At 47.1% G+C, this 22,028-nt stretch carries 22 protein-coding genes and 1 pseudogene; 7 read left to right on the top strand and 16 right to left on the bottom strand.

Annotated features, from left to right (window positions below; translation table 11 throughout):
- The 3 genes from HPS55_RS10820 to tsaE form a co-directional block, all read left to right on the top strand.
- Positions 1-203, top strand: a 203-nt coding sequence (locus HPS55_RS10820) for a hypothetical protein (RefSeq protein WP_216655537.1), incomplete at its 5' end; no start/stop codon positions are given.
- A complete protein-coding gene (gene porX / locus HPS55_RS10815) occupies positions 200-1,768 on the top strand; it encodes a T9SS response regulator signal transducer PorX (RefSeq protein WP_172178258.1) in 1,569 nt (522 codons plus the stop codon). The genes HPS55_RS10820 and porX, both read left to right, overlap by 4 nt.
- A 36-nt stretch (positions 1,769-1,804) precedes the next feature.
- Positions 1,805-2,218, top strand: coding sequence for a tRNA (adenosine(37)-N6)-threonylcarbamoyltransferase complex ATPase subunit type 1 TsaE (tsaE, locus tag HPS55_RS10810; RefSeq protein WP_172178256.1), 414 nt, complete (start codon positions 1,805-1,807; stop codon positions 2,216-2,218).
- Between the two features lie 765 nt (positions 2,219-2,983).
- Here the strand turns inward: tsaE and HPS55_RS10805 are convergent.
- The 3 genes from HPS55_RS10805 to dnaE form a co-directional block, all read right to left on the bottom strand.
- Complete coding sequence (locus tag HPS55_RS10805; protein WP_172178254.1) at positions 2,984-3,313, bottom strand: hypothetical protein; 330 nt, start codon at positions 3,311-3,313, stop codon at positions 2,984-2,986.
- A gap of 3 nt (positions 3,314-3,316) precedes the next feature.
- Entirely contained in the window at positions 3,317-3,631 is a 315-nt protein-coding gene (trxA, locus tag HPS55_RS10800) for a thioredoxin (protein WP_172178252.1), read from the bottom strand.
- Between the two features lie 261 nt (positions 3,632-3,892).
- On the bottom strand, positions 3,893-7,612 hold the full coding sequence (gene dnaE / locus HPS55_RS10795) for a DNA polymerase III subunit alpha (RefSeq protein WP_172178250.1): 3,720 nt from the start codon (positions 7,610-7,612) through the stop codon (positions 3,893-3,895).
- Positions 7,613-8,225: 613 nt separating this feature from the next.
- On the opposite strand from dnaE, the gene HPS55_RS10790 reads away from it, so the two are divergent.
- The 3 genes from HPS55_RS10790 to HPS55_RS10780 are packed head-to-tail and all read left to right on the top strand — an operon-like array spanning position 8,226 to position 10,067.
- A complete protein-coding gene (locus HPS55_RS10790; protein ID WP_172177167.1) occupies positions 8,226-8,915 on the top strand; it encodes a phosphatidylserine decarboxylase family protein in 690 nt (229 codons plus the stop codon).
- A 51-nt stretch (positions 8,916-8,966) separates the two neighbouring features.
- Positions 8,967-9,677, top strand: a complete 711-nt coding sequence (pssA, locus tag HPS55_RS10785) for a CDP-diacylglycerol--serine O-phosphatidyltransferase (RefSeq protein ID WP_172177169.1) — start codon at positions 8,967-8,969, stop codon at positions 9,675-9,677.
- A gap of 18 nt (positions 9,678-9,695) precedes the next feature.
- Complete coding sequence (locus HPS55_RS10780; RefSeq protein ID WP_172177171.1) at positions 9,696-10,067, top strand: DUF4834 family protein; 372 nt, start codon at positions 9,696-9,698, stop codon at positions 10,065-10,067.
- 51 nt (positions 10,068-10,118) lie between these two features.
- Here the strand turns inward: HPS55_RS10780 and HPS55_RS10775 are convergent, their stop codons facing one another.
- From HPS55_RS10775 to HPS55_RS10745, 7 genes are all read right to left on the bottom strand, one after another.
- Entirely contained in the window at positions 10,119-10,469 is a 351-nt protein-coding gene (locus HPS55_RS10775) for a hypothetical protein (protein ID WP_172177173.1), read from the bottom strand.
- 116 nt (positions 10,470-10,585) lie between these two features.
- Positions 10,586-11,482, bottom strand: coding sequence for a hypothetical protein (locus HPS55_RS10770; protein WP_172177175.1), 897 nt, complete (start codon positions 11,480-11,482; stop codon positions 10,586-10,588).
- A gap of 51 nt (positions 11,483-11,533) precedes the next feature.
- On the bottom strand, positions 11,534-11,899 hold the full coding sequence (locus tag HPS55_RS10765; RefSeq protein ID WP_172177177.1) for a DUF3244 domain-containing protein: 366 nt from the start codon (positions 11,897-11,899) through the stop codon (positions 11,534-11,536).
- A gap of 146 nt (positions 11,900-12,045) precedes the next feature.
- Entirely contained in the window at positions 12,046-13,761 is a 1,716-nt protein-coding gene (locus HPS55_RS10760; RefSeq protein WP_172177179.1) for a tetratricopeptide repeat protein, read from the bottom strand.
- A 183-nt stretch (positions 13,762-13,944) separates the two neighbouring features.
- Entirely contained in the window at positions 13,945-14,655 is a 711-nt protein-coding gene (pyrH, locus tag HPS55_RS10755) for a UMP kinase (protein WP_172177181.1), read from the bottom strand.
- 115 nt (positions 14,656-14,770) lie between these two features.
- A complete protein-coding gene (locus tag HPS55_RS10750) occupies positions 14,771-15,550 on the bottom strand; it encodes a biotin--[acetyl-CoA-carboxylase] ligase (RefSeq protein WP_172177183.1) in 780 nt (259 codons plus the stop codon).
- Positions 15,551-15,604: 54 nt separating this feature from the next.
- The gene (locus tag HPS55_RS10745) at positions 15,605-15,967 is read right to left on the bottom strand and encodes a YraN family protein (RefSeq protein ID WP_172177185.1); all 363 of its coding nucleotides are present in this window, start codon (positions 15,965-15,967) and stop codon (positions 15,605-15,607) included.
- 137 nt (positions 15,968-16,104) lie between these two features.
- Here HPS55_RS10745 and HPS55_RS10740 point away from each other — a divergent pair, with 137 nt between their 5' ends.
- The gene (locus HPS55_RS10740) at positions 16,105-16,584 is read left to right on the top strand and encodes a nucleoside deaminase (protein WP_172177187.1); all 480 of its coding nucleotides are present in this window, start codon (positions 16,105-16,107) and stop codon (positions 16,582-16,584) included.
- Between the two features lie 154 nt (positions 16,585-16,738).
- Here the strand turns inward: HPS55_RS10740 and HPS55_RS10735 are convergent, their stop codons facing one another.
- The 6 genes and pseudogenes from HPS55_RS10735 to HPS55_RS10705 all read right to left on the bottom strand — a co-directional run bounded on the left by HPS55_RS10735 (position 16,739) and on the right by HPS55_RS10705 (position 21,896).
- Positions 16,739-17,290, bottom strand: a complete 552-nt coding sequence (locus HPS55_RS10735; RefSeq protein WP_172177189.1) for a hypothetical protein — start codon at positions 17,288-17,290, stop codon at positions 16,739-16,741.
- A 63-nt stretch (positions 17,291-17,353) separates the two neighbouring features.
- The gene (gene folE, locus HPS55_RS10730) at positions 17,354-17,935 is read right to left on the bottom strand and encodes a GTP cyclohydrolase I FolE (RefSeq protein ID WP_172177191.1); all 582 of its coding nucleotides are present in this window, start codon (positions 17,933-17,935) and stop codon (positions 17,354-17,356) included.
- 37 nt (positions 17,936-17,972) lie between these two features.
- A complete protein-coding gene (locus tag HPS55_RS10725; protein ID WP_172177193.1) occupies positions 17,973-18,620 on the bottom strand; it encodes an SPOR domain-containing protein in 648 nt (215 codons plus the stop codon).
- A gap of 116 nt (positions 18,621-18,736) precedes the next feature.
- A pseudogene (locus tag HPS55_RS10715) lies at positions 18,737-20,801 on the bottom strand (BT_3928 family protein).
- Positions 20,802-20,820: 19 nt separating this feature from the next.
- Complete coding sequence (locus HPS55_RS10710) at positions 20,821-21,372, bottom strand: DUF1599 domain-containing protein (RefSeq protein WP_172177197.1); 552 nt, start codon at positions 21,370-21,372, stop codon at positions 20,821-20,823.
- Between the two features lie 62 nt (positions 21,373-21,434).
- Positions 21,435-21,896, bottom strand: coding sequence for an outer membrane protein assembly factor BamD (locus tag HPS55_RS10705; RefSeq protein WP_172177199.1), 462 nt, complete (start codon positions 21,894-21,896; stop codon positions 21,435-21,437).
- Positions 21,897-22,028: the final 132 nt, after the last annotated feature.

Below are 22,028 nucleotides of genomic sequence, written 5' to 3'. Positions count from 1 at the left end.
AGCCTTCAACCACAGACGATGACGACGGTCTTGGTCTCGGCGATACGCCTCAGGCTCCGGTACAGCAGCCTTCAACCACAGACGATGACGACGACGGCCTTGGTTTCGGTGATACGCCTCAGACTCCTACGGAAGACAATAACAGTATTAACAATGAACCGCAGACGGGCGGTTTCGACTTTGACGACGATTTCTACAGATGAACAACGGATTATTACTTTGGGCAGACGACGAGATAGAATTGCTGAAGGCACATATAATCTTCCTTGAAAAGAAAGGTTATGAGGTGGTAACGGTGACCAACGGAACCGATGCCGTCGACATGTGTCGCAGGCAGAATTTTGATCTTGTGCTGCTTGACGAGATGATGCCCGGACTTAGCGGGCTTGAGACACTTCAGCGGATAAAGGAGGTTTTACCGTCGGTGCCGGTGGTTATGGTGACCAAGAGCGAGGAGGAGGACATTATGAATCAGGCCATCGGGTCTAAGATTTCCGACTATCTGATAAAGCCGGTTAACCCCAACCAGATATTGCTGACGCTGAAGAAGAATATACATAGAAAGGAAATAGTGACTGAGGTGACCCAGACGGGCTACCAACAGAACTTCCAGCAGATAGCCATGCAGATAAGCGATTGCCGCACGTATGAAGACTGGATAGAGGTGTACAAGCGACTTGTGCATTGGGAACTGGAGTTGAGCGGCACGGACAGCAGCATGACGGAGATGTTGGAAATGCAGAAAGAGGATGCCAACAACGGCTTTGCTAAGTTCATAAGGAATAACTATATGGATTGGATGGCGGCTCTTGACCCCACCATGCCGCCGGTAGAACATCCGATGATGAGTCCGGAGCTGTTCAAGCGTAAGGTGTTCCCGCTGCTCAACGAGGGTGAAAAGGTGTTTTTGGTAGTGCTTGACAACTTCCGTTACGATCAGTGGCGCATGATAGCCCGCGAGATAGGCGACTCGTTCGACATTGACGAGGACTTGTATTTCAGCATACTGCCCACGGCCACACAGTATGCCCGCAATGCGATATTCAGCGGACTGATGCCCAACAAGATTGCCCAACTGTTTCCCGACTTGTGGGTCGACGAGGACGAGGAGGAGGGCAAGAACCTCAACGAGGGGCCGCTCATCGGCACGCAACTGGAGCGTTACAGGCGCAAGAACTCATATTCGTATCACAAGATAAACGATTCGGCCGGCGCAGAGAAGTTCATGCAGCAGTTCAGACAGCTGGAGCGCAACGATCTCAATGTTGTGGTGTTCAACTTCATCGATATGCTCAGTCATGCCCGTACGGAATCAAAGATGGTGCGTGAGTTGGCCAATAACGAGTCTGCCTACCGCAGCATCACGCTCAGCTGGTTCCGCCATTCGGTTATTTCTGAGTTGTTCAAGATGCTTTCACGTAGCAATTATCGTGTCGTCGTGACCACCGACCATGGTTCCATACGTGCAAACAGGCCTGTGAAGATAGTCGGTGACCGCAACACCAATACAAACCTGCGCTATAAGCTCGGCAAGAATCTTGGATACGACAGCAAGGATCTCTTCGTAATCAAGAATCCGCACAAGGCACAGCTGCCTGCGCCAAACCTCAGTACAAGCTATGTGTTTGCTACGGGCGACTCGTTTTTTGCCTATCCAAACAACTATAATTACTATGTGTCCTACTACAAGGACACCTTCCAGCATGGTGGAATATCCATGGAAGAGATGATAATACCCGTGGTGACGATGACCGGAAAGAGACGTTGATTTAAGGAAAGATAACATAAATGAAGCATTTGTATTATGGAAATAAGAATAGACAGTTTGGACAATATCCGTGAAGCGGCCCGACGTTTTGTGAACGCTATCGGAGATAGTACCGTAATAGCTTTCTACGGCAAGATGGGGGCCGGCAAGACAACGTTTATAAAGGCTGTGTGTGAAGAGTTGGGAGTGGACGATGTAATCACGTCGCCGACATTCGCCATAGTGAACGAATACCGTTCGGATGCTACAGGCGAACTTATTTATCATTTTGACTTCTATCGGATAAAGAAGCTCGACGAGGTGTACGATATGGGATATGAGGACTATTTTTATAGTGGAGCTCTCTGTCTTATCGAATGGCCGGAACTTGTAGAGGAGCTTCTGCCCGGCGATGCTCTTAAGGTAACCATAGCCGAGCAAGGAGATGGCGGCCGTACCGTGACCTTCTGAGTGCGGCGGACGGATGTCTTCATATTATTCTAATATGCTTTCGGATTATAATAATATGCTTTCGGATTAGAATAAAAAACAACCCCTCGAAGAGTCTTGCGGCTTTTTCGAGGGGTTGTTTTCATATGTTGTTATCAATAGTCTTTATCTGTTGTGCATAGACATTCTCATTATACATGGTGTTATCACTGCGAATATGGCGGTGGCAACGGCTACCATTGCAAATATTTCCATAATGTGTTATCCTTTCTTTTGTTTCTTACTATGCCCGCATGGCAGTGAAGCCGGGGCGTTCTTTTTGTGTTTTCTGTTTGTATCTGTAAACTGGCAACATGTTATTTCTTCATGTCGAGTTTTCTTCCGAGATACATTGCATGTGCTATTGTTGTCACAAATACCACTGCGAAAATAATACTTAATGTTACCATAATCTTTTTACCTTTCTTTGTTTTAAGGGCTTTCCTCGTTCTTTAAAGAATTTGTCGACCCCAAGTTGTTAGTTGTTTGTTATCCTCTGATAAATATAATCGTTATCCTTACTGTTTCCGGTGCAAAGTTAAGGTGTTTTTTCAGAGTGGCCAAACAATGTGTCCGGAATTGTCGTTTTATGTGGTTTTAATTGATTCCTGTCATGAAAGTGTATGATTTTGGTATTATTATGATAATGCAAACCGTACACAGGTATAAAAAGACAGAGGGAATGTATCGTGAACTGTCGGCGATACATTCCCTCTGTCTTTTTATACCTGTGTTGATATACAGACTTCAGTCAAGATTCTCTTCCTGAAAATCCAAGTCGGCCTGTGCCACGAAGAGCACTTCGTCGGCAGAATATTCCCCACGGCCGTCTTCTTTTGCCTTGCTGCATACAAATTCGGCTACGGCCTGCAGATCAATGTCAACGTAATCGTTGTCGTCACCTCCTTCGAGTATGCCGCTTTCGAAATAATACTCCACTATGACGTCCATCATATATAGTATATCGTCTGTGGAGTATTTGTCTTTCAAGTCGGCAGGCAGGGCATTGAGTATATACTCGGCTTCGCGGGCGTTCTCTTCCGCGTCAAGCCGGAGTTCTTCTTCAAAGTCGGCCATAGGTTATAGCAGGGCTTGGAATTTTTCTTCGAGTTTGGCTTTTGACACAGCCCCGACAGTTTTGTCAACCACTTGTCCGCCCTTGAAGAACAGAATTGTAGGTATGTTGCGTATCCCGAATTCCGCGGCAATGTCGTCACACTCCTCCACGTCGCACTTTCCTACGGTGATTTTACCGTCGTATTCCTTTGCCAGTTCTTCGACTATTGGAGCTATCATTCGGCACGGGCCGCACCATGTAGCCCAGAAATCCACTACTAACGGCTGTTCGCCATTCTTAAGACTTTCAAAATTTTCGTTTGTGATTTTTACTTCCATTGTTCTTTTGTTTTTATTTGTTTATATGTTTTGTATACCGTCTTTTGTTGTTCCGTCATTGTCATTTTGGACGGTTTGTTATAGCGGGACATGATCCTTGTTATGTGCAAAAATACTCAAAACCATTGATACCGCCAAGCGGATAATGACTTTTTAAGCAGGCTTTGGGGCTTTTAACAGGCCTAAGGCGTCTTTGGCATAGAATGTATTTTAGCCATAGCGTAAGTCCGGTGCCGCATTTATGCTTGTCTTTCCGGGGTGTCAGTTTATCTTGTAGTCAAGTACATTCTTGTTCTGTTCTATGTATGTGATGAGAGTGCGTTTTACGTCTACCGTGTGTCGTTTGCATTGCAGCAGCACATGGTTCTTGCCGCTTGCATCGTGCAGTTGGAAGAACAGCTTGGTGCTTCCAGGGCTGTCGGCTATTATTTCGTTCAGCTCGGTTACTATCTGATCGTTCAGCTCGTCTGTCAGCAAAGAGATGGTGATACGGTCTATTGCCTTGTCCTTGATGGTCTGCAAATATTCTATGTTCTGCACTTTCAGGTCGAAAAACTGACTGTCGCGGTAGCGTTGCTGGCATTTGGCAGTGATATATATGGTGCATCCTTCTTTGAACATTCCGCTCCATCGCCCCCAGTCTTCACCGAACATGGCCAGTTCTCCCGAGCCTTCGAAATCTTCGATGGTAACGAATCCGCACGGCTTGCCGGTTTTTGTGAACTTTGACTTTATGTCTGTCACTATCCCGCCTATGGTTATGTCCTCGCGATTGCTTAGTGACGATATGTCGGAAAGTTCGGCGCAGTTGGTGTTGCACAGATTGTCGAGCACAATTTTGAACTCGTCCAACGGATGGGCTGATATGTAGATACCCACCAGCTCGCGCTCGCGGTTGAGCCGTTCGATGTCGCTCCACATATCCCCTTTTATTATTTGCGGTGTGGCTATTTCGATTTCGTTCTCTCCACCGAAGAGTGAGTTGCGCATCTGGCTCTGCTCCATCTGATAAGTCTGGCCGTATCGCACGAAGGTGTCGATGAACATCTCTCCTTTTGTGTTTTTCGCGAAAAAATCTTCTCGGCGCAATTGTCCGAAGCTGTCGAACCCGCCGCTCAGTACGAGCGATTCGACACATTTTCGGTTGACGGCGCCAAGATTGACACGCTGTATGAAGTCGAATATGCTCGTGTACGGGCCGTTCTTCTCGCGTTCCGATATGATGGCGTCGGCCGCCGCACCGCCCACACCCTTGATGGCACTGATTCCGAAACGTATCTCGCCTTTCTTGTTCACGCTGAACTTTTGGCGGCTCTCGTTCACGTCGGGTCCCAGGGTGGGTATGCCCATCGCGCGGCATTCGTCCATGAACTTGGTTATATCGTTGATGTTGTCAAGGCTTCGGCTCATGATTCCGGCCATGAACTCAGCCGGATAGTGGGCTTTCAGATAAGCCGTCTGATAGGCCACCCACGAGTAGCATGTGGCATGGCTCTTGTTGAAGGCATACGATGCGAACTTCTCCCAGTCGCCCCATATCTTCTCGAGCACTTTCGGGTCGTGGCCGTTCTTCTTTCCGCCTTCAATGAATTTCGGCTTCATCGCGTCGACGATGGCCTTCTTCTTCTTGCCCATCGCTTTTCGCAGAGCGTCGCTCTCGCCTCGGGTGAAGTCGGCCAGCTGCCGTGAGAGGAGCATGACTTGCTCCTGATATACCGTGATGCCGTAAGTGTCTTTCAGATATTTCTCCATGCACGGTATGTCGTACTTTATCTCCTCCCGGCCGTTCTTTCGGGCTATGAACGACGGGATGTAGTCCATCGGGCCCGGACGGTAAAGAGCGTTCATGGCTATAAGATCTTCGAATACCGACGGCTTCAGTTCTCTCAGATACTTCTGCATGCCGGCCGATTCAAACTGGAATGTGCCTATCGTGCGGCCCTCGCAATAGAGCTGGTATGTCAGCGGATCGTCGATAGGAATGGTGTCGAGGTCGATCACTTCGCCCGTGCGCAGACGTACGTTCTCTACGGCCTCTTTAAGCTGTGACAGTGTCTTCAGTCCGAGGAAGTCCATCTTGATAAGTCCTGTCTCCTCGATCACGTGGCCGTCGTACTGCGTGCAAAGCAGTTTGTGTCCGGGGTCGCTCTTGTCTTCGGCTGTCGACACCGGTACCCAGTCGCTTATCGGGTCACGGCAGATGATGGTTCCGCAGGCATGTATGCCGGTGTTGCGTACGGTGCCTTCCAGCATTCGGGCATAGCGTATCGTCTCGCTTTCCAGACGGTTTGTGCTTGCCTCGGCTTCGCGCAACTCCGGGATGACGTTGATGGCGTTGGTCAGGTTCATCTTCAGGCCGCCAGGGAGTTTGTCCGGTATGGCTTTGCAGAGTTGGTTGCTGCGTTCCAGCGGCAGCTTCTCCACACGGGCAACGTCCTTGATGGAGTTTTTGGTGGCCATGGTGCCGTAGGTGATGATGTGGGCCACCTTGTCGTGCCCGTATTTGTCTTCCACCCATTCGAGCACGCGTCCGCGTCCGTCGTCGTCGAAGTCGGTATCGATATCGGGCAATGAGATGCGGTCGGGATTGAGGAAACGCTCGAACAGAAGGTCGTACTTGATGGGGTCTATCTTGGTGATTCCCAGACAGTAGGCCACCACGCTGCCGGCGGCGGAGCCACGTCCTGGGCCTACCATCACGCCCAGCTCTTCGCGGGCTGAGTTGATGAAATCCTGTACAATGAGGAAGTAGCCGGGAAATCCCATCGTCTTCATTATGTGCAACTCGAAGTTCACCCGCTCCCGCACCTCGTCCGTCAGCGGGTCGCCGTAGAGCCGGCGCGCACCGTCGTAAGCCAGCTTCGACAGATAGTCGGCCTCGAACTTTATTCTGTACAGACGGTCGTATCCTCCAAGTTTCTTTATCTTTTTGGCGCCTTCCTCGGGTGACAGCTGGTTTTCGCCGTTTTCGTCGCTCGTAAATTCATCGTAGAGTTCCTGCTCGGTAATACGTTTCCTATACTCCTCTTCCGAGCCGAATTCTGCCGGAATGGGGAAGAAAGGCATGATTGGGTCGTGGTCGATGGAGTAGGTCTCCACCTTGTCCAGTATCTCGCACGTGTTGGCCAGAGCCTCGGGGATATCGCAGAACACATCGTTCATCTCCTCGCGTGTCTTGAACCATTCCTGTTTTGAGTATAGCATACGTGTGGGGTCGTCGAGGTCCTTGCCGGTCGAAAGACATAGCAGGCGGTCGTGGGCCTCGGCGTTCTCCTCGTCGACAAAGTGGCTGTCGTTGGTGCACACCAGTTTGACATCGTGTTTCCGGGCCAGTTCTATGATGACCTTGTTGGCCTGTTGCTGCAAAGGGAATGTCTCGCGGTTGGCGCGTATCGACGGGTCCTTGACCTCATGGCGTTGCAGTTCCAGATAGTAGTCGTCTCCGAAGACGCGCTTGAACCACAGCACCGACTCTTCTGCTCCCGCGATGTCGCCTTTCAGTATTTTTGCCGGCACCTCACCCGCTATACACGCCGAGCAGACAATGAGGCCCTCGTGATATTTCTCAAGTTCGACATGGTCCGTTCGCGGGCGGGTATAGAATCCGTCGGTCCACGCTTTCGACACCAGCTTTATCAGATTGTGATAACCTTTTTCGTTCTTTGCCAGCACCACGAGGTGGTTACCGCCGCTGTCGCCTTGGGCTTTTTCTTTGTCTGTCAGCCGCCGGCCGTTGCGCACTACATACATTTCGCAGCCGAAGATGGGTTTGAAGGGTTCCTGTCCGGCATCTTTCCGCTTGCCGTTCACGCCCTTGCAGTAGTTGAAAAACTCCTTTATGCCCATCATGTTGCCGTGGTCGGTGATGGCCATGCCGCGCATGCCGTTGCCCACGGCCTTGTCGACCAGCTTCGATATACTGGCCTGTCCGTCGAGTATCGAGTAGTATGTATGTACGTGCAGGTGTACGAAATCTTCCATGTCTTATGCCCTCCTGTTTTGATTTGGAGGCGTAAAGTTACGCAGAAACCGTAAGACTGCCAAATTAAACAATAAGAAAATCCAAAAACTCCTATGTCTTGATTGTGCAGCCGATGACAATCCCGACTGAGACAGGTGTCTGCCGGTGATATCGTAATTTTGTATGGATTATTCTGAAAAAAACGCATTTTGTTTTTCTCGAAATAGAAAACCAATGAGGGTCTCTCTGCTTTCTTTACACCCGTTTTCGGGGTGGAAAACTTGCCGTAAGGGCCTCCCGGCATTCCCGTAACGGCCGTTTGGCCTTGCAACGGGGCCGCCGTCGCAATGCAATAACGGCCCCGTTGCAAGGCCAAACGGCCCTCTCTGCTTTCTTTACATGGCTCTTTTGAAGTGGCGTTGCCGTAACTCGCTGACAGTCAGCGCTTCCTGTTTTGACGTAAAAATGCCGTTTTTCGGCTCGTAGGGCACAAATAGTACGTCGCAAGCGGATTAACATACGTTAAAGTAAATATATTTTGTATCAGCGAGAAAGAAAAAGGAGAAAAGTTTGTAAGATAAATAAAAAAGGTGTACCTTTGCATTTGAATTTAGAAACAATCAAAATTAATCGATGGGACGGAGAATCAAGAAACTGAAGAAGATTAGAATACATCGTGAAGGTACGAACACACTGACGGTCAGTATGTTGGCAATTGTTGCCGTTGCAGCCTTGTTATGGTGCTATTTTGATTCGAAAGTTCCGTTCTGGTCTTTCGTTGTCCTGTTCGGTACGGTATGGACCGTGGTGCTCAATTTTTACCGCTGTCCCAAACGCTATTTCGAGGGCGATACCGAACGGGTGGTGGTGGCTCCGGCCGACGGTAAGATTGTGGTGATTGAAGAGGTCGATGAAAACGAGTATTTCCACGACCGTCGTCTGATGATTTCGATATTCATGAGTCTGTTCAATGTTCATGCCAACTGGTTTCCGGTGGACGGAAAGGTGGTGTCGGTGGTACATAAGGACGGCAATTTCCATAAGGCATGGCTTCCCAAGGCCAGCGAGGAGAACGAACATGCAGACGTGATGATAGAGACCCCTGAGGGAGAGCGTGTGCTCTGCCGGCAGATTGCCGGTGCGATGGCGCGCCGTATAGTGACATATGCCAAGCCTGGCGAGGAATGCTATATAGACGAGCATCTGGGATTCATCAAGCTGGGTTCGCGCGTCGATGTATATCTGCCTTTAGGTACAGAGGTGTGTGTCAAGATGGGGCAGTGCACCACGGGTGACCTTACGGTCATCGCCAAACTTAAATAATATATCCGGTGCACGGCAGTGCCCGGACACGATTCTATAAAAAACACTGGCATGGCTAATTGTATTACACGACAGATTCCCAACACACTAACGTGCTGCAATCTTGTTTCGGGATGCATCGCTGTCTCGTACGCTTTTATGGGGCGTTATGAGATGGCTTTCCTGTTTATCGTCATAGGTGCCGTATTCGATTTCTTCGACGGTATGAGCGCTCGCCTGTTGGGCGTGTCGTCGCCCATAGGCAAGGAGCTGGATTCGCTGGCCGACTGCATCACTTTCGGCCTGGCCCCGTCGGCCGTCATCTACACATTCCTCGATACTCAGGACTGTATGTCTTCGCTTGGTGCCGTGGGCGGATATCTGCCGTATGTAGCGTTTGTAATGGCGGCATTCTCGGCCCTGCGTCTTGCCAAGTTCAATCTTGACGAGCGTCAGACAACGTCGTTCATCGGCATGCCCACACCGGCCAACGCCCTGTTTTGGGCATCGCTCGTGACAGGCAGCGAGGCCTGGCTCTCGTCGTCGCCATATATCGTGGCGGGAGTGGTGGCCATGGTGCTGGTGTGCAGTTGGCTGATGGTGGCTGAGATTCCGATGTTTGCCTTGAAGTTCAAGACATGGGGATGGCGTGGCAACGAGTTGAAATATGTCTTTGTTGTCACTTCCGTCGTGTTGCTCCTGATGTTCCGTATGAGTGGCTTCGCTGCCGTCATCGCATGGTATGTGGCTCTTTCAGTCTTTTCAGATATGAGGAAAGGGTAGGGGCTTATGCACATGCTGATGTTTATCATAATATTTGTAATTGCCGTCGTTGCCGTAGTGATGATGGTTATGGCGCATATAGTGTTCCGTACCGTACGCCGACTGCGTGACGCTGCACGCAGGGCAATGGGGCTCGACCCGTTTGACGATGCTTCATACGGAGACGACAACACAGGCCGGCACAGCCGTCAATATGGCTACACTCAACGGCGCTCGTCGCACGGTGGAGCTTCGTCAACGGGCGGAGACACCGGCTCCGCCCGTACGCAGCGTACCCATAAGGCGCAGAATGGAGTTACTGTGATTGACCAACGTTCGCCTGAGCAAGCAGGGCGCAAGATATTCTCGAAAAACGAGGGAGAATATGTTGATTTTGAGGAGGAGAAATGACAACGGTGTATTGCTTTCCCGTATCCGTTTCCGAGCCTGTCATATCATATTTCATATTATATCATCTTTTGCCATCCTTCGGAAAATGTCCATTATGACGGCTGCTACGGCCACTATCGCCAGATAGTTGTAGTCGGCATTGTCATATCCCATCACATTGCCAAGTCCGAGGGTGAACATGATCACGGCACAGTTGTTGTCCGTCAGTGGTATGCGCGGCTTTTCAGGAGGAAGATTCTTTCTTATTCTGAAAATGATTCTTATAACGGCACAGAGCATTACTGCTATAAGGACTGATAGTGTTATGGGGCTTTCATAGTCTTTTACCCATGTGAAGACTATCCATAGAAGAAACATTGTACCCCATACTATCTGGCTGAAATATCCCATGTATTGTTTCATATATCTGATGTTTTTGAGTGTGTAAATAATAACAGAAAGGAATGGGTATGTGAATCCATTACCATTCCTTCCATTTGGCTTTTTTTGTTTTTTCAAGTATTTGAATAATTATTTGTTTACTGTATAGACCACAACTTTTGGCTTGCATTGCCTACGAGCACACTGTTCTTTAGATTTGTTGCTGTTTCTGTGCTTATTTCAGCATCATCTATAATTCTTTCAACGGCTTTTGAATATTCTCCGTTTGTATTGTCTATATTGTTGAGCCCATCCATATATGTTTTGATGATTTCAAGTTCCTCTTTGCTGATTTTTCCACTTTCACTTATTATGTCGCAGAATTCTTCGGTTGTTTTGGCTGCATTAAGTCTTGTAATATTTTTTTTAAAGAAATCTGTGCATATATTGTTTCTGAGCTTCTTGTTGTTACTTTCTATTGTGTTTCCCATAATCTCAATAGCACTATTTATCACCAATCCTTCTATATCGTCAATAGAAGCATTGGTAAGTTTGTTTTCACCAATATTCATGAGTATTTTGTTATGGTAATACCCTATACTGTCTGCTTTGGTCGCTATTTCATTATTTTTAAATATTAAACTGTTGGCCGGTACATAGTAATCAATTTCTATTTTAGTTGAATATCCATATGTTTCACGTTCCCAATAGGCAATAGCTGATGCTGCAGCTCCTCCAATGATAGCACCGGGGACTCCACATCCAAGATATGCTCCTAAGAATGCACCGGCAAGATCGGCACCGGTGATACTAATGGAATTGGTTGCTGTTTCTGTGATTTGGTTGGTTAGCTCGTTTCGTGTAAGAACTATAGGGCGTTTGTCTTGCCATTCTTTATTCAGATTGGCAATGTTGCTTTGGAGTTCCTGTAGACCTTTTTTCTGTAGATTCTCGTTTACAGATTTGGCCGTTGTTGTTTCTGTTTCGTCATTTGAACATGAATACATGGTCATTGATGCAAGAATGATACTTGCTGCGAAAAATAACTTTTTCATAATCCGTTGTTTTTTAATGTTGAATAAAAATTGATTGAATATTGTTTAATACTATTGGTTCTTATCTTCAGTTTCCTCAAAGAATCCGTATAGATGCTTGTCGTCATAGTATAGTTCTATCACATATTTGTCCTGTTGCTCACTTGTGGGCAGATTGATAGTCGTCTCTGCTTGTGTGGCAGTAGTTTTCTCCTCATGGATGATATTGCCATCGGCATCTTTTATCACTACTGTTGCGTTTATTACAGTATCGGCAGAGATTGTGACGGTATTGTCATCGTAGTTAATGGTAGGGAGTTCGTAACGTCCTCCTTTACATTTCAAGTCATCATTATATAATGTGACTGTTCTTGTCTGTGCCTGCATGCCTGTGCAGAGTGTGATAGCCATAAAGGCAAGTAATGTTCTTTTCTTCATATATCTGATGTTTTGTTTGTTGGTTCTTGAATTCGCTGCAAAGGTATTATGAAGATTTCAGAGCATGAAGAAAAACAGTTGACAAGAGCTTGACAATAAAAAAACGGGTTGACATGTAATTGACAACTCGTTTGTAAACGCTTGATTTATAGAGAATTGATGAAATTATCGAAGTCTTTGGCAGTCCCATTGTCGCTGAAAAACTTTTCCTGCAATCGCCTGCGGGCTTTGGAAATGGCGCTGGTGGTGCACCCTAAAAGGGTGGCCATCTCGGTAGGAGAGAGAGCCAGACGTATGAGCATGCAGATATGATATTCGTGCTGGCTGATTCTGTGGTAGCTGTACAGGTTGTCCTTGAAGTCATTAACCTCTTGATTTACGGTTCTGTCCAGTGTCTCCCATTCTTTTGGTGTTATGACCTTGTCCTTTTTTATATGGTCCTGTATTGTCTTGTAGATATCAGTTGCGGCTATTCGGTTCTTTGACGATTCATTTCTTGCCTGTTTCCTCATTGCCGTCTGGTTGGCAAGTATCAGGTCGGCTCGTTGTTGTTCTATTCTTTCTATCAGCAGCATGTTCTCGTCGGATGTTCTTTTTAGCTCTTGCTCCAGCTCCTGTATCTTTTCCTTGTTCTGCCGTACATACTCCTCGCTTTGTTCGTACAGTTGTTTTCGGAGTCTTCCGAGCCTTTCCAACTTCTGTCTGTTGCGGTAGACATATGTGATGAGTATGACAAATATAATGAATGATACGGATATGACAATGGTCAATATTAATTTCTTGTTTGCATTTTCAGCTTTCAGCATCAGGTTCTCTTTCTCTCTTAGCTTGTAATTGTATAATGAGTTCATTCTGTTTACAGATTCCGTAGCTGTGATAATCTTTACGGAGTCGGTATATTTGTTGAACTGTTTTAAGTGTTCCTCGGCATTGTTATAGTTCTTTTCTTTTAAGGCTAATTCTGTAAGATATCTGCTTGCAGTCTGTTTGGCATATACTGTTCCTACTGTAAGCAGTTCTTTTGCATAAAAGTGAGCACTGTCGTATTGCCCGGTGTTCATGCAGATTTTCAGAGCCATGCAATAATCTGGACTTAGCTCTATGCTATCAGGTTTGTTTAGTATAGGAGATAGACACTCTTTAGCTTTAATGTAATTCTTCTTTTCAATATAAACTGAAGCCATTTGTGCAAGAACTTCTATTTTTACATGTTTGTATTTTGTTTGTCTGGCAAGTTGATATGCCTTCTGATAGTATACAAGACTACTATCTTTTTTTTCTGCCTTATTATAAGTATAAGCTAAATTGCGTAAAGTATATATGGTATTGATACTGTCATTTTGAATATTATACAGTCTTAAGGCTTTTTGATACATATCAATAGCTTGATTATAGAGTGCCTGATTAAGTAACAAATTTCCAACTTGGAAGTACAAGTGTCCTTTTTGAGGTATTTTGTTGTCTGATGTTATATCCAATGTCTTATGGTAATATTCCAATGCTTGTGGAGCGTCATTAAGGTCTCGATATACACTTCCCGCATAATAATATGCTTCTGACAGCAAATTCTTGTCTCCTTCTGTTTCGTAGTATTCCACGATTGGTAGTATTGCGCTGTCTGAAGTGTGCTTGATGTATGCCTTGTCCTGTGCCTTTATACATAGCAGCCGGTAATACATCTGTTCGTTTTCCGGTGCATCTGCCATTTCATGTTTTATGCTGTCGAGCATAGCCATGGCTCTTTGCGGGTTAACGGAAGCTATGCTGTCGGCCTCGGTAAGGCCTTTGCGGTATTTCGGACCGTAGCATGAATAGAAGAAGGCAATTATTATAGTGATGATAAGTAATATGGCTCTGTTCATAACGTACATTTTTATGGTTTTGCAAAGGTACAAAGAAAATATTGATGTACAATTGTTATGAACTGTTTATTACGACGAAGTGTTACAAAATGAAGGATGAAACAGTGTGGATGCAGTAAAAAGGCGCAATACACAGACATGATGTAAGCGTAATGCGCCTTAAGGCAACATATTGTTGTATCGTCAGTTGTGCACGAGTGTGCCTATAGGTTCTCCGTCCATGACCTTTTTCAGGTTGCCCACGATGTCCATGTTGAACACGTAGATTGGCAGATTGTTTTCTTTGCACATGGTGGTGGCTGTGAGGTCCATCACTTTCAGGCCGCGGGTGTAGATTTCGTCGTAGGTGATGTCGCTGAACTTCGTTGCCGTGGGGTCTTTTTCCGGGTCGGCCGTGTATATTCCGTCTACTCGGGTGCCCTTGAGCATCACGTCGGCCTCTATCTCAATGCCGCGCAGCGATGAGCCGGTGTCGGTGGTGAAGTAGGGGCTGCCCGTTCCTGCCGAGAAGATACACACATAGCCGGCTTCCATAGCCTCGATGGCCTTCCATTTGGTGTAGAACTCTCCTATGGGTTCCATGCGTATGGCTGTGAGCACGCGTGTCTTTACGCCTATTGCTCCGAGAGCCGAACTGAGGGCAAGTGAGTTGATGACAGTGGCGCACATTCCCATCTGGTCGCCTTTTACCCGGTCAAATCCTTTCTGCGATCCGCTGAGACCGCGGAAGATGTTGCCGCCACCGATTACTATACCTATCTGGACCCCCATTTCGGCCACTTCCTTTATTTGGCGGGCGTAGTCGGAGAGACGTTCGGGGTCGATTCCGAAGTTTTGGTTGCCCATGAGGCTCTCGCCACTGAGCTTTAACAGTATTCTTTTGTACTTTGCCATAATTGTTGTTCTTATAGGGTTGTTCTTTTTATTTTTTTATGGAATAAATTGTACGTATTATGTATGTGATATGTAAAGAGAGTATATTTTTGAAATTCCATACAGATTATGTGGCTTACAATAGGGTTGGACCGGCATTGGTGTCGGTACGTGCCGGTATGATGAATTCCACTTCCTTGAACGCGTATCGGCTTTGTTGTCCGTCCGGGCGGCGTAGCACGAGATGACCGTCAGGTTCTACCGTTTCTATTGATGCAGTGAAGTCTCCATCCGCATCGCGGTATCGGTGGATGCCTTTTCGGCGGTAGAGTGAATTCAGGTAGAGTTCGTGGAGGTGGTGCAGAGTGCCTTCATTGATATGGTGGATGAGATAGAATCCCAACTTCCATGCAATCTTAATACATATGCCTGTTATACCCTCCTGTTTGCCGGTGACAGTGCAGAGAGATATTGGGTTTGGGGCATCGCTTGTGAACACTTCCTGATTGATATTTACGCCTATACCTATTATGCTGTTCTTCACCATGCCGTTGCTTATGGTGCATTCGGTAAGTGTTCCGCTGATTTTATAGTCGTGCCAATATATGTCGTTGGGCCACTTGATGGTTATGCCGTCGGTGTATTCGGTCAGCGTGTCTCTTACGGCCAGTGCGGCAGCCTGGAGTATGACGTATTGTCTGTTGGCTGGCAATCCCTCGGGACTGATTCTTATGCTGCACAGCAGGTTCTTGCCACGCTCGCTCTCCCAAGTGTTGTTGCCCTGCCCTCGGCCCGCCGTCTGATATTCGGCTCTGACTATTGTCATGAAATGCTTGTTGTCCGGCATTTCCTCACGCATGTAGCGTATGGTGGAATCGGTCTCTTCGAGTGGTTTGTAGGTGTAGGGCTTTTGCATTTTTCTTTTTCGTTGGAAGGTTCGTGTAAGAAAAGTATGGCAGTGACAGCCGGACTAATATGGGATGAATGCGTCCTTGATGTGATTGATGCGGCAACTGGTGTCGGGTGTTCCGCTTATGGTTATGATGTCGAAACGTAACGGCATGTCTGTCTGCATCTGTTTTACGAATGCGTTTGCAGCAATTGCCAGCGACCGTATCTTCTGTCTGTCCACGGCGGTTTCCGGTTCGGTGAAGCTGTTGTCGCGGCGTGTCTTCACTTCTACAATTACGAGGGTTGTGTAGTCGGTGGCCACAATGTCTATATCACGTCGTCCGCATCGCCAGTTGCGTTGCAGAATGCGGTATCCTTTCGTCGTGAGATAGTCAGCAGCGGTCTGTTCGCCCCAGAATCCTAATTCGTTGTGTGAAGCCATGAGTAGATAATGAATGAAATATTATTGCAAATTTACTGTTTTTATCCCGTCCGTCAAAGGAAATTATTGTAATTTTGCGACAAAATAGTTTTAAGGTAGTAATAAACAAGTAAATATCAAAATAACAAGAGTTTATCATGTCAGCAGAACAACAGTATGATGATTGCAGTCTTCAAATTCGTGATGAACAGTATATGCGCAAAGCATTGATAGAGGCGGAGGCGGCCCTTGGTGAAGGTGAAATACCTATAGGAGCGGTGGTGGTGTGTCGTGAAAAAGTCATTGCACGCGCACATAACCTTACCGAGACGCTTTGCGACGTTACGGCCCATGCCGAAATGCTGGCCATAACGGCTGCGGCCAATCAGCTCGGTGGAAAGTATCTTAACGAATGTACGCTTTATGTCACTGTAGAACCTTGTACGATGTGCGCCGGTGCGATAGGATGGGCGCAGATGCCGCGCATAGTCTATGGTGCACCCGATGAGAAGCGTGGATATAGTAAATATGCCCCGCATGCGTTTCATCCGCGTGCCATGGTTACAGGCGGGGTGCTTAAGGAGGAGTGTGCACAGCTGATGAAAGAGTTTTTCAAGGGAAAGAGAGAGGAGTCTTGATATAGTGAAGAATGCAGAGTATAGAGTTTTGAGGTATGATTAGCATTGTTACACGAAACCGGATAATATCTGCTAATCATACCTCAAAACTCTATACTCTGCACTCTTCACTATGTCAAAACTTTACACTCTTCATTTCCCGCTTCCCCCTCCTTCAATTGTATGTATCTCCAAAGTCCGGATTGTTACCCAAATCCTCGTCGTCGTATGTGTTTCGTATTATTTTCTGGTTATAGTCTTTGCGTACCGGTCCCACACGCAGTATCATGTCACTGAATGTGACGGTAGGTATGACAATGCCGAATATGCCTATGCCCACTCTGATGCCTTCCATGTTGAGATTGTTGTGTATTCGTGCCGTGGAGTAGAGTGAGTGGTGGTATATCTCTATATTGTTGTACTTGCAGAAATCTTCCATATTCTTACTGTCGGTTACGGTGTCCGCCTTTGTGAACAGGCTGGTCATATTGCGCACAGCATCATCTATTTTGTCGCATTTTGTTTCATAATTAGCCTCGATGCACTCATTTATGGACGAAGTAATCTTCATTTCCATAGCTTCTTTTGACGGAACGGTGAAAAATGCGACAAACAGCAGTGCTGCAATTATGCCGGACAACACTATCAGACGTCCTATACAACTGTTCAGGAACATGTGCGAATATGATTCCTTTCTGGAGTAAGTGGTTTTGTCCGATTGATACATGGTAGTGTCAATATTTTAAGTGTAAAATTGTATTGTCATAAAATATGTCTGTGAGGGGAAGTCCTACTTGCTGTGTATGAGATTCATAAATTCCTGGCGTGTTTTTGCCTGATTGAAAGCACCGCTGAAATCGCTTGTCGTGGTTACGGAGTTCTGTTTCTCCACGCCGCGCATCTGCATGCACATATGTTTGGCCTCTACAACAACCATCACCCCCAGCGGATGCAGTGTCTGTTCGATGCACTCCTTGATCTGCAGCGTCATGCGTTCCTGTACCTGCAGACGATGCGAAAAAATGTCAACCACGCGGGCTATCTTGCTCAGTCCGGTGATGTATCCGTTCGGGATGTATGCCACGTGAACTTTCCCGTAGAACGGCAGCATATGGTGTTCACATAATGAGAAGAAGTCAATGTCCTTGACTATTACCATCTGACTGTAGTCTTCCTTGAACAGGGCGTCGGTCAGTACTTTGTGTGCGTCCATGGTGTATCCTCTTGTCAATACCTGCATGGCCTTGGCCACGCGCATGGGAGTTTTTTGCAGACCTTCGCGTTCGGAATTTTCGCCTAACAGTTCAAGTACACTTTTGTAGTGTGAGGCCAGCTCGTCAAGGTTGTCTCGGTATTCTGTTTCCGGATTCATTTCTTAGTTTGTTGAATGTATATAGTCTATATCAGTGTCAATACTGCACGCTGATTTTTCCTTTCACAATCGACGCCTGTTTGTAGCCCAATTTGCGTATGGCCAACAGCATCTGGTGGGCCTCTTCGTATGTGCGGTAATTGCCCACGCGGCATATCCATCGTGGAGAATAGAAGTGTACGTATACAGGTTCTCCAGGTATGTTGGCTTTTATGTTGTTTCCCACTTGTTCGGCTGTCTGTCTGTCCTGTCGTGTATTTCCTCCGGCATACGCCTGCACTCTGAATCCCGTTACTTTATAGCTGTTGCGCATCACCTTCTTGCGTGCATCGTCTTCGATTGTGGTGTCGTTTTGGCCGGCCGGCGTAATTTCCTGGGCGTTTCCGGCGGCATTTTGTCTGTCAGCCGTATCTTTCTTTGATTTGTTGTCTGTCAGTGCCCCCGTTCTGACATTTTTATTTTGGTCTGTTGTTATGACAGTCTTCTCATTGTTTGTTTTTCTCGTTTTTTGCGTGGCTGGAGCTGTGTATGGGCCGTTCACCAACTTTTCTATGGCCGCATCTTGATGTACGGTCACGGTACCCTGGTTCTTCATCTGCTTTTGCAGCCTGTCGAGGAACGTCTGCGCACTTGCTGTGCCGGATATACATGCAGTGAGCAATAATATGATAACGACTTTATACATTAATTTTTTATACATTAAACTTTGAAAACTTGAAGATTGAATGAATTTGAAATCATGCAGATTCTAATCGTCAGGAAAATACCAATTCATTCAATCTCCAATATCCTTTACTGTTATCAGAAAGCGTCGATGATGCCTTTGAAGTCAGCAACCTTCAGCGAAGCGCCACCGATGAGACCACCGTCGATGTCGGGCTTTGCAAACAGCTCGGGTGCATTGCTTGCCTTGCAGCTTCCGCCATAGAGAATGGTAGTGTCGTCGGCCACCTCGGCGCCATACTTGTCGGCCACTACGCTACGGATGAAAGCATGGATCTCTTCTGCCTGCTCTGCTGTGGCAGTCTTGCCTGTGCCGATGGCCCAGATGGGTTCGTAGGCGATGATGATGTTCTTGAACTCCTCGGCTGTGAGGTTGAACACGCTGCCCTCCAGTTCGGCCTTTACCACCTCGTTCTGCTTGTCTGCCTCGCGTTCCTCCAGACTCTCGCCGATACAGAAGATTACTTTCAGGTCGTTTTTCAGTGCGAGCTGTACTTTCTCTTTCAGTATCTCGGGGGTCTCGCCATAGTATCCGCGGCGCTCAGAGTGTCCCAGGATTACATACTGTGCTCCCGTGCTCTTCACCATTTCGGCCGACACTTCTCCGGTGTATGCGCCTTTTTCCTTGTCTGCGCAGTTTTCCGCTCCCAGTCCGATAACGTCCTGATTGAGGAATTGGGCTACTGTTGCCAGATGAATGAACGGTGTGCAGATGATTACACCGCAGTTAGGCTTCTCGGTTGTCAGTGTCTCGTTGAGTTCTTTGGCAAGAGCCACTCCGTCCTGCAGGTTCATGTTCATCTTCCAGTTTCCTGCTACAATTTTCTTTCTCATTGTCTTTTGTTTTAAAAAGTTGATATATCTTGTTAGACTTTTTCTTTGTCTTAACCCATTTTGACCATGCCCATATTCTGTCGGCCAGCGTTAGCAGCAACAACGGCAGAACGTACCACATTATTATCTTGGCCACTTTTCCTGTCACCGTGTCTTTCGGCACAGAGCCCATTTCGATACGTTCAAGTCTGTCGGTCAGTTCAAACTCGTCGGGTAGCATGTTGTGGCTCCATTTGCGTATCACTACACCGTCCTTTAGTAGCACCAGTCCCGGATTGCTTCTTATTATGGTCTTGAGGGTGGTACCGTCTGTGGTATAGAATTCGTATTCGGCTCCCGTCATGATTCGCCATCTTTCTGCAGAACGTTCCGAACTTGCCGTGAGGCAGTAGAACGGATAACCGTGACTTTCGGCATATTCGTACACCTGATTGATAAGGTCCATGCGGCTGTCGTCGGCATGTTCCAGATATGGCGCCACGAGCAGGAATGTGTAGCCCTTGCGGCTCAGCACGCTGTCGGTCACGTCTTCATCGTCCGTTCTCCTTATGATGGAGAAGTCGTGTATCGGCGGCACGTATCCCTCTTTGGTCTGTATAGTCCTGCTGTCGACAAATGTCCATGTCGAGTCGGGATAGTCGTCAAGAGCGAACTCTTTTCTAACACCGTTTTTCTCCATGACGAACGTTGTCTCAAACTGCGGCATGGCAGCACCCTCGGGTATTTCCATGCCATGTTTTATGTTGGCTCCGGTATGATATGGGCGGAAGTCAAACAGCGGCAAGTCGTACAGCGACCATCCGGCCACGACAACGATAAACACAACCGTATAGTTGGTCACTATCCATTGGTTGCTTCTACTGATGGCTCTTTTTATGCTCAGAGGCCGTCTGTAGAGAACGATGGCCGCCGTAAGCAGCACCACATTTTTCCAAAATGTCTGCCAGTTGGACAGTTTCACCGCGTCACCGAAACACCCGCAGTCCTGTATAGGATCGGTCAGTGCGAGCCATAGAGTGAGAGGGGTGAACACCGCCATGACGAGCAACATCAGTCTTACAGTACGGCGGCGCCTTATGGTGAACAGAAGGCATATGCCGAGCCAAAACTCGAATACAGCCATTGCCACGGCCATTGCTAACGTCAGATATCCGTTGGCGTATCGTGCCAGTCCTGCCGCCTCGGCATAGTCAATCAATTTATATTGAGTGCCCAGTGGGTCAACGGCTTTGACAAAGCCTGACATGATGAATGTCAGGGAAAGCAGTAAGCGGCAGATGGTGATGAGAAATGTTCCTTTTAAGTTCATCAGTCTGACAGACCTGTTTCTATTTCTCACTCAGTTTTATCACTCCGAACACGGCATAGTTGATGATATCCATATAGTTGGAGTCTATTCCCTCACTCACCAGCGTCTTGCCGCCAATGTTCTCTATTTCTTTTATTCGTTCTATCTTGGTCAATATGAAGTCGGTGTAGCTGCTCACGCGCATCGAACGCCATGCCTCGTCGTAGTCGTGGTTTTTACGTTTCATCAACTCCAGAGCTTCTGCTGCATGTTTGTCGTACAGTACCATGGCTTCATCGTTGTTCATGTCGACCGTGTCGGCAAAGCCGTGCTCAACCTGTATCAATCCGACAATTCCGTAGTTTATCAGTGCTACAAACTCCGGACGTATGCCTTCGCCTACGAGAGAAGTCTGTTTGATTTCAAGCGATCGTATGCGCTTGGCCTTGATGAACAACTGGTCGGTGAGTGATGATGGACGCAGGATGCGCCACGAAGCCTTGTAGTCGTGCAGTTTTTTTTCGAACAGTGCGCGACATTCGTGCATCACCTGTTCGAATTGTGCTTCAGTGGATAAAACCTCTTTTGCCATAGACATTTGAAAATATGCTGCAAAATTACTCAATTCCTGTGAGACTGCCAAAAGGAAACGCCTTAATTCTCCTTTTGACGCTTGTGTATATATTTTATCTTGGCACACTGTACGTCAAAACGTGTCTGCAGTGAGTCGCGCTTTATCCTCATCAATGTCAGCGTCTGCAAATCGTCGGCCGTAGCCTGCAATGCGGCTTTCCGTCTTTCGACCGTCTCACGAATCATCTCGTAAGTAGCATTGACCTCCTGTAGCTGTCGGTCGGTCTCTTCGAGCTCCTCTTGTGCTTTTTTCAGCGATATGTTCTGATATAGTGCCAACGCTTTGCGTCTGACGTCGACAATGTCCGGATATGTCTTGCGCAGCGAATCAATGGTGGCCAGTGCCATGTCATAACGTCCATGTTCATAGTCGTAACCGGCTTGTTTCAGCATTTCTTCGGCATTCTGCCTGTCACTGTCACCACATGATGCCAATGCGGCCACGGCAGCACATATCATAGCAATTCTCCTTATTCCAGCCATAGCGTCTATGTTTCCTTGTTGTTTCTTGATTTTATGGTTTCTTAATCCCGCAAATATACATACTTTTCCTGATAATCGTTTAAAAGTATATAAACTTTGATAATATTTAACGGGCTGTCCAGGTGTAGATGA

Origin of the sequence: Xylanibacter rodentium (genome assembly GCF_013166575.1) — a bacterium.
Taxonomy (GTDB): Bacteria; Bacteroidota; Bacteroidia; order Bacteroidales; family Bacteroidaceae; genus Prevotella; species Prevotella rodentium.
Note: the sequence above shows the minus strand (reverse complement) of the source record. Positions and strands in the feature narration are given on the sequence as shown.

Bases quoted from the DNA above. Each gene is read 5' to 3' on its own strand.
- HPS55_RS10710 (WP_172177197.1), bottom strand. From the start codon at position 21,372: ATGGCAAAAGAGGTTTTATCCACTGAAGCACAATTCGAACAGGTGATG.
- dnaE (WP_172178250.1), bottom strand. From the start codon at position 7,612: ATGGAAGATTTCGTACACCTGCACGTACATACATACTACTCGATACTC.
- HPS55_RS10790 (WP_172177167.1), top strand. From the start codon at position 8,226: ATGGGACGGAGAATCAAGAAACTGAAGAAGATTAGAATACATCGTGAA.
- tsaE (WP_172178256.1), top strand. From the start codon at position 1,805: ATGGAAATAAGAATAGACAGTTTGGACAATATCCGTGAAGCGGCCCGA.
- HPS55_RS10780 (WP_172177171.1), top strand. From the start codon at position 9,696: ATGTTTATCATAATATTTGTAATTGCCGTCGTTGCCGTAGTGATGATG.
- HPS55_RS10805 (WP_172178254.1), bottom strand. From the start codon at position 3,313: ATGGCCGACTTTGAAGAAGAACTCCGGCTTGACGCGGAAGAGAACGCC.
- HPS55_RS10750 (WP_172177183.1), bottom strand. From the start codon at position 15,550: ATGCAAAAGCCCTACACCTACAAACCACTCGAAGAGACCGATTCCACC.
- HPS55_RS10725 (WP_172177193.1), bottom strand. From the start codon at position 18,620: ATGTATAAAGTCGTTATCATATTATTGCTCACTGCATGTATATCCGGC.
- HPS55_RS10705 (WP_172177199.1), bottom strand. From the start codon at position 21,896: ATGGCTGGAATAAGGAGAATTGCTATGATATGTGCTGCCGTGGCCGCA.
- pyrH (WP_172177181.1), bottom strand. From the start codon at position 14,655: ATGGCAAAGTACAAAAGAATACTGTTAAAGCTCAGTGGCGAGAGCCTC.
- HPS55_RS10735 (WP_172177189.1), bottom strand. From the start codon at position 17,290: ATGTATCAATCGGACAAAACCACTTACTCCAGAAAGGAATCATATTCG.
- folE (WP_172177191.1), bottom strand. From the start codon at position 17,935: ATGAATCCGGAAACAGAATACCGAGACAACCTTGACGAGCTGGCCTCA.
- HPS55_RS10760 (WP_172177179.1), bottom strand. From the start codon at position 13,761: ATGAACAGAGCCATATTACTTATCATCACTATAATAATTGCCTTCTTC.
- HPS55_RS10765 (WP_172177177.1), bottom strand. From the start codon at position 11,899: ATGAAGAAAAGAACATTACTTGCCTTTATGGCTATCACACTCTGCACA.
- pssA (WP_172177169.1), top strand. From the start codon at position 8,967: ATGGCTAATTGTATTACACGACAGATTCCCAACACACTAACGTGCTGC.
- HPS55_RS10775 (WP_172177173.1), bottom strand. From the start codon at position 10,469: ATGAAACAATACATGGGATATTTCAGCCAGATAGTATGGGGTACAATG.
- HPS55_RS10770 (WP_172177175.1), bottom strand. From the start codon at position 11,482: ATGAAAAAGTTATTTTTCGCAGCAAGTATCATTCTTGCATCAATGACC.
- HPS55_RS10740 (WP_172177187.1), top strand. From the start codon at position 16,105: ATGTCAGCAGAACAACAGTATGATGATTGCAGTCTTCAAATTCGTGAT.
- trxA (WP_172178252.1), bottom strand. From the start codon at position 3,631: ATGGAAGTAAAAATCACAAACGAAAATTTTGAAAGTCTTAAGAATGGC.
- porX (WP_172178258.1), top strand. From the start codon at position 200: ATGAACAACGGATTATTACTTTGGGCAGACGACGAGATAGAATTGCTG.
- HPS55_RS10745 (WP_172177185.1), bottom strand. From the start codon at position 15,967: ATGGCTTCACACAACGAATTAGGATTCTGGGGCGAACAGACCGCTGCT.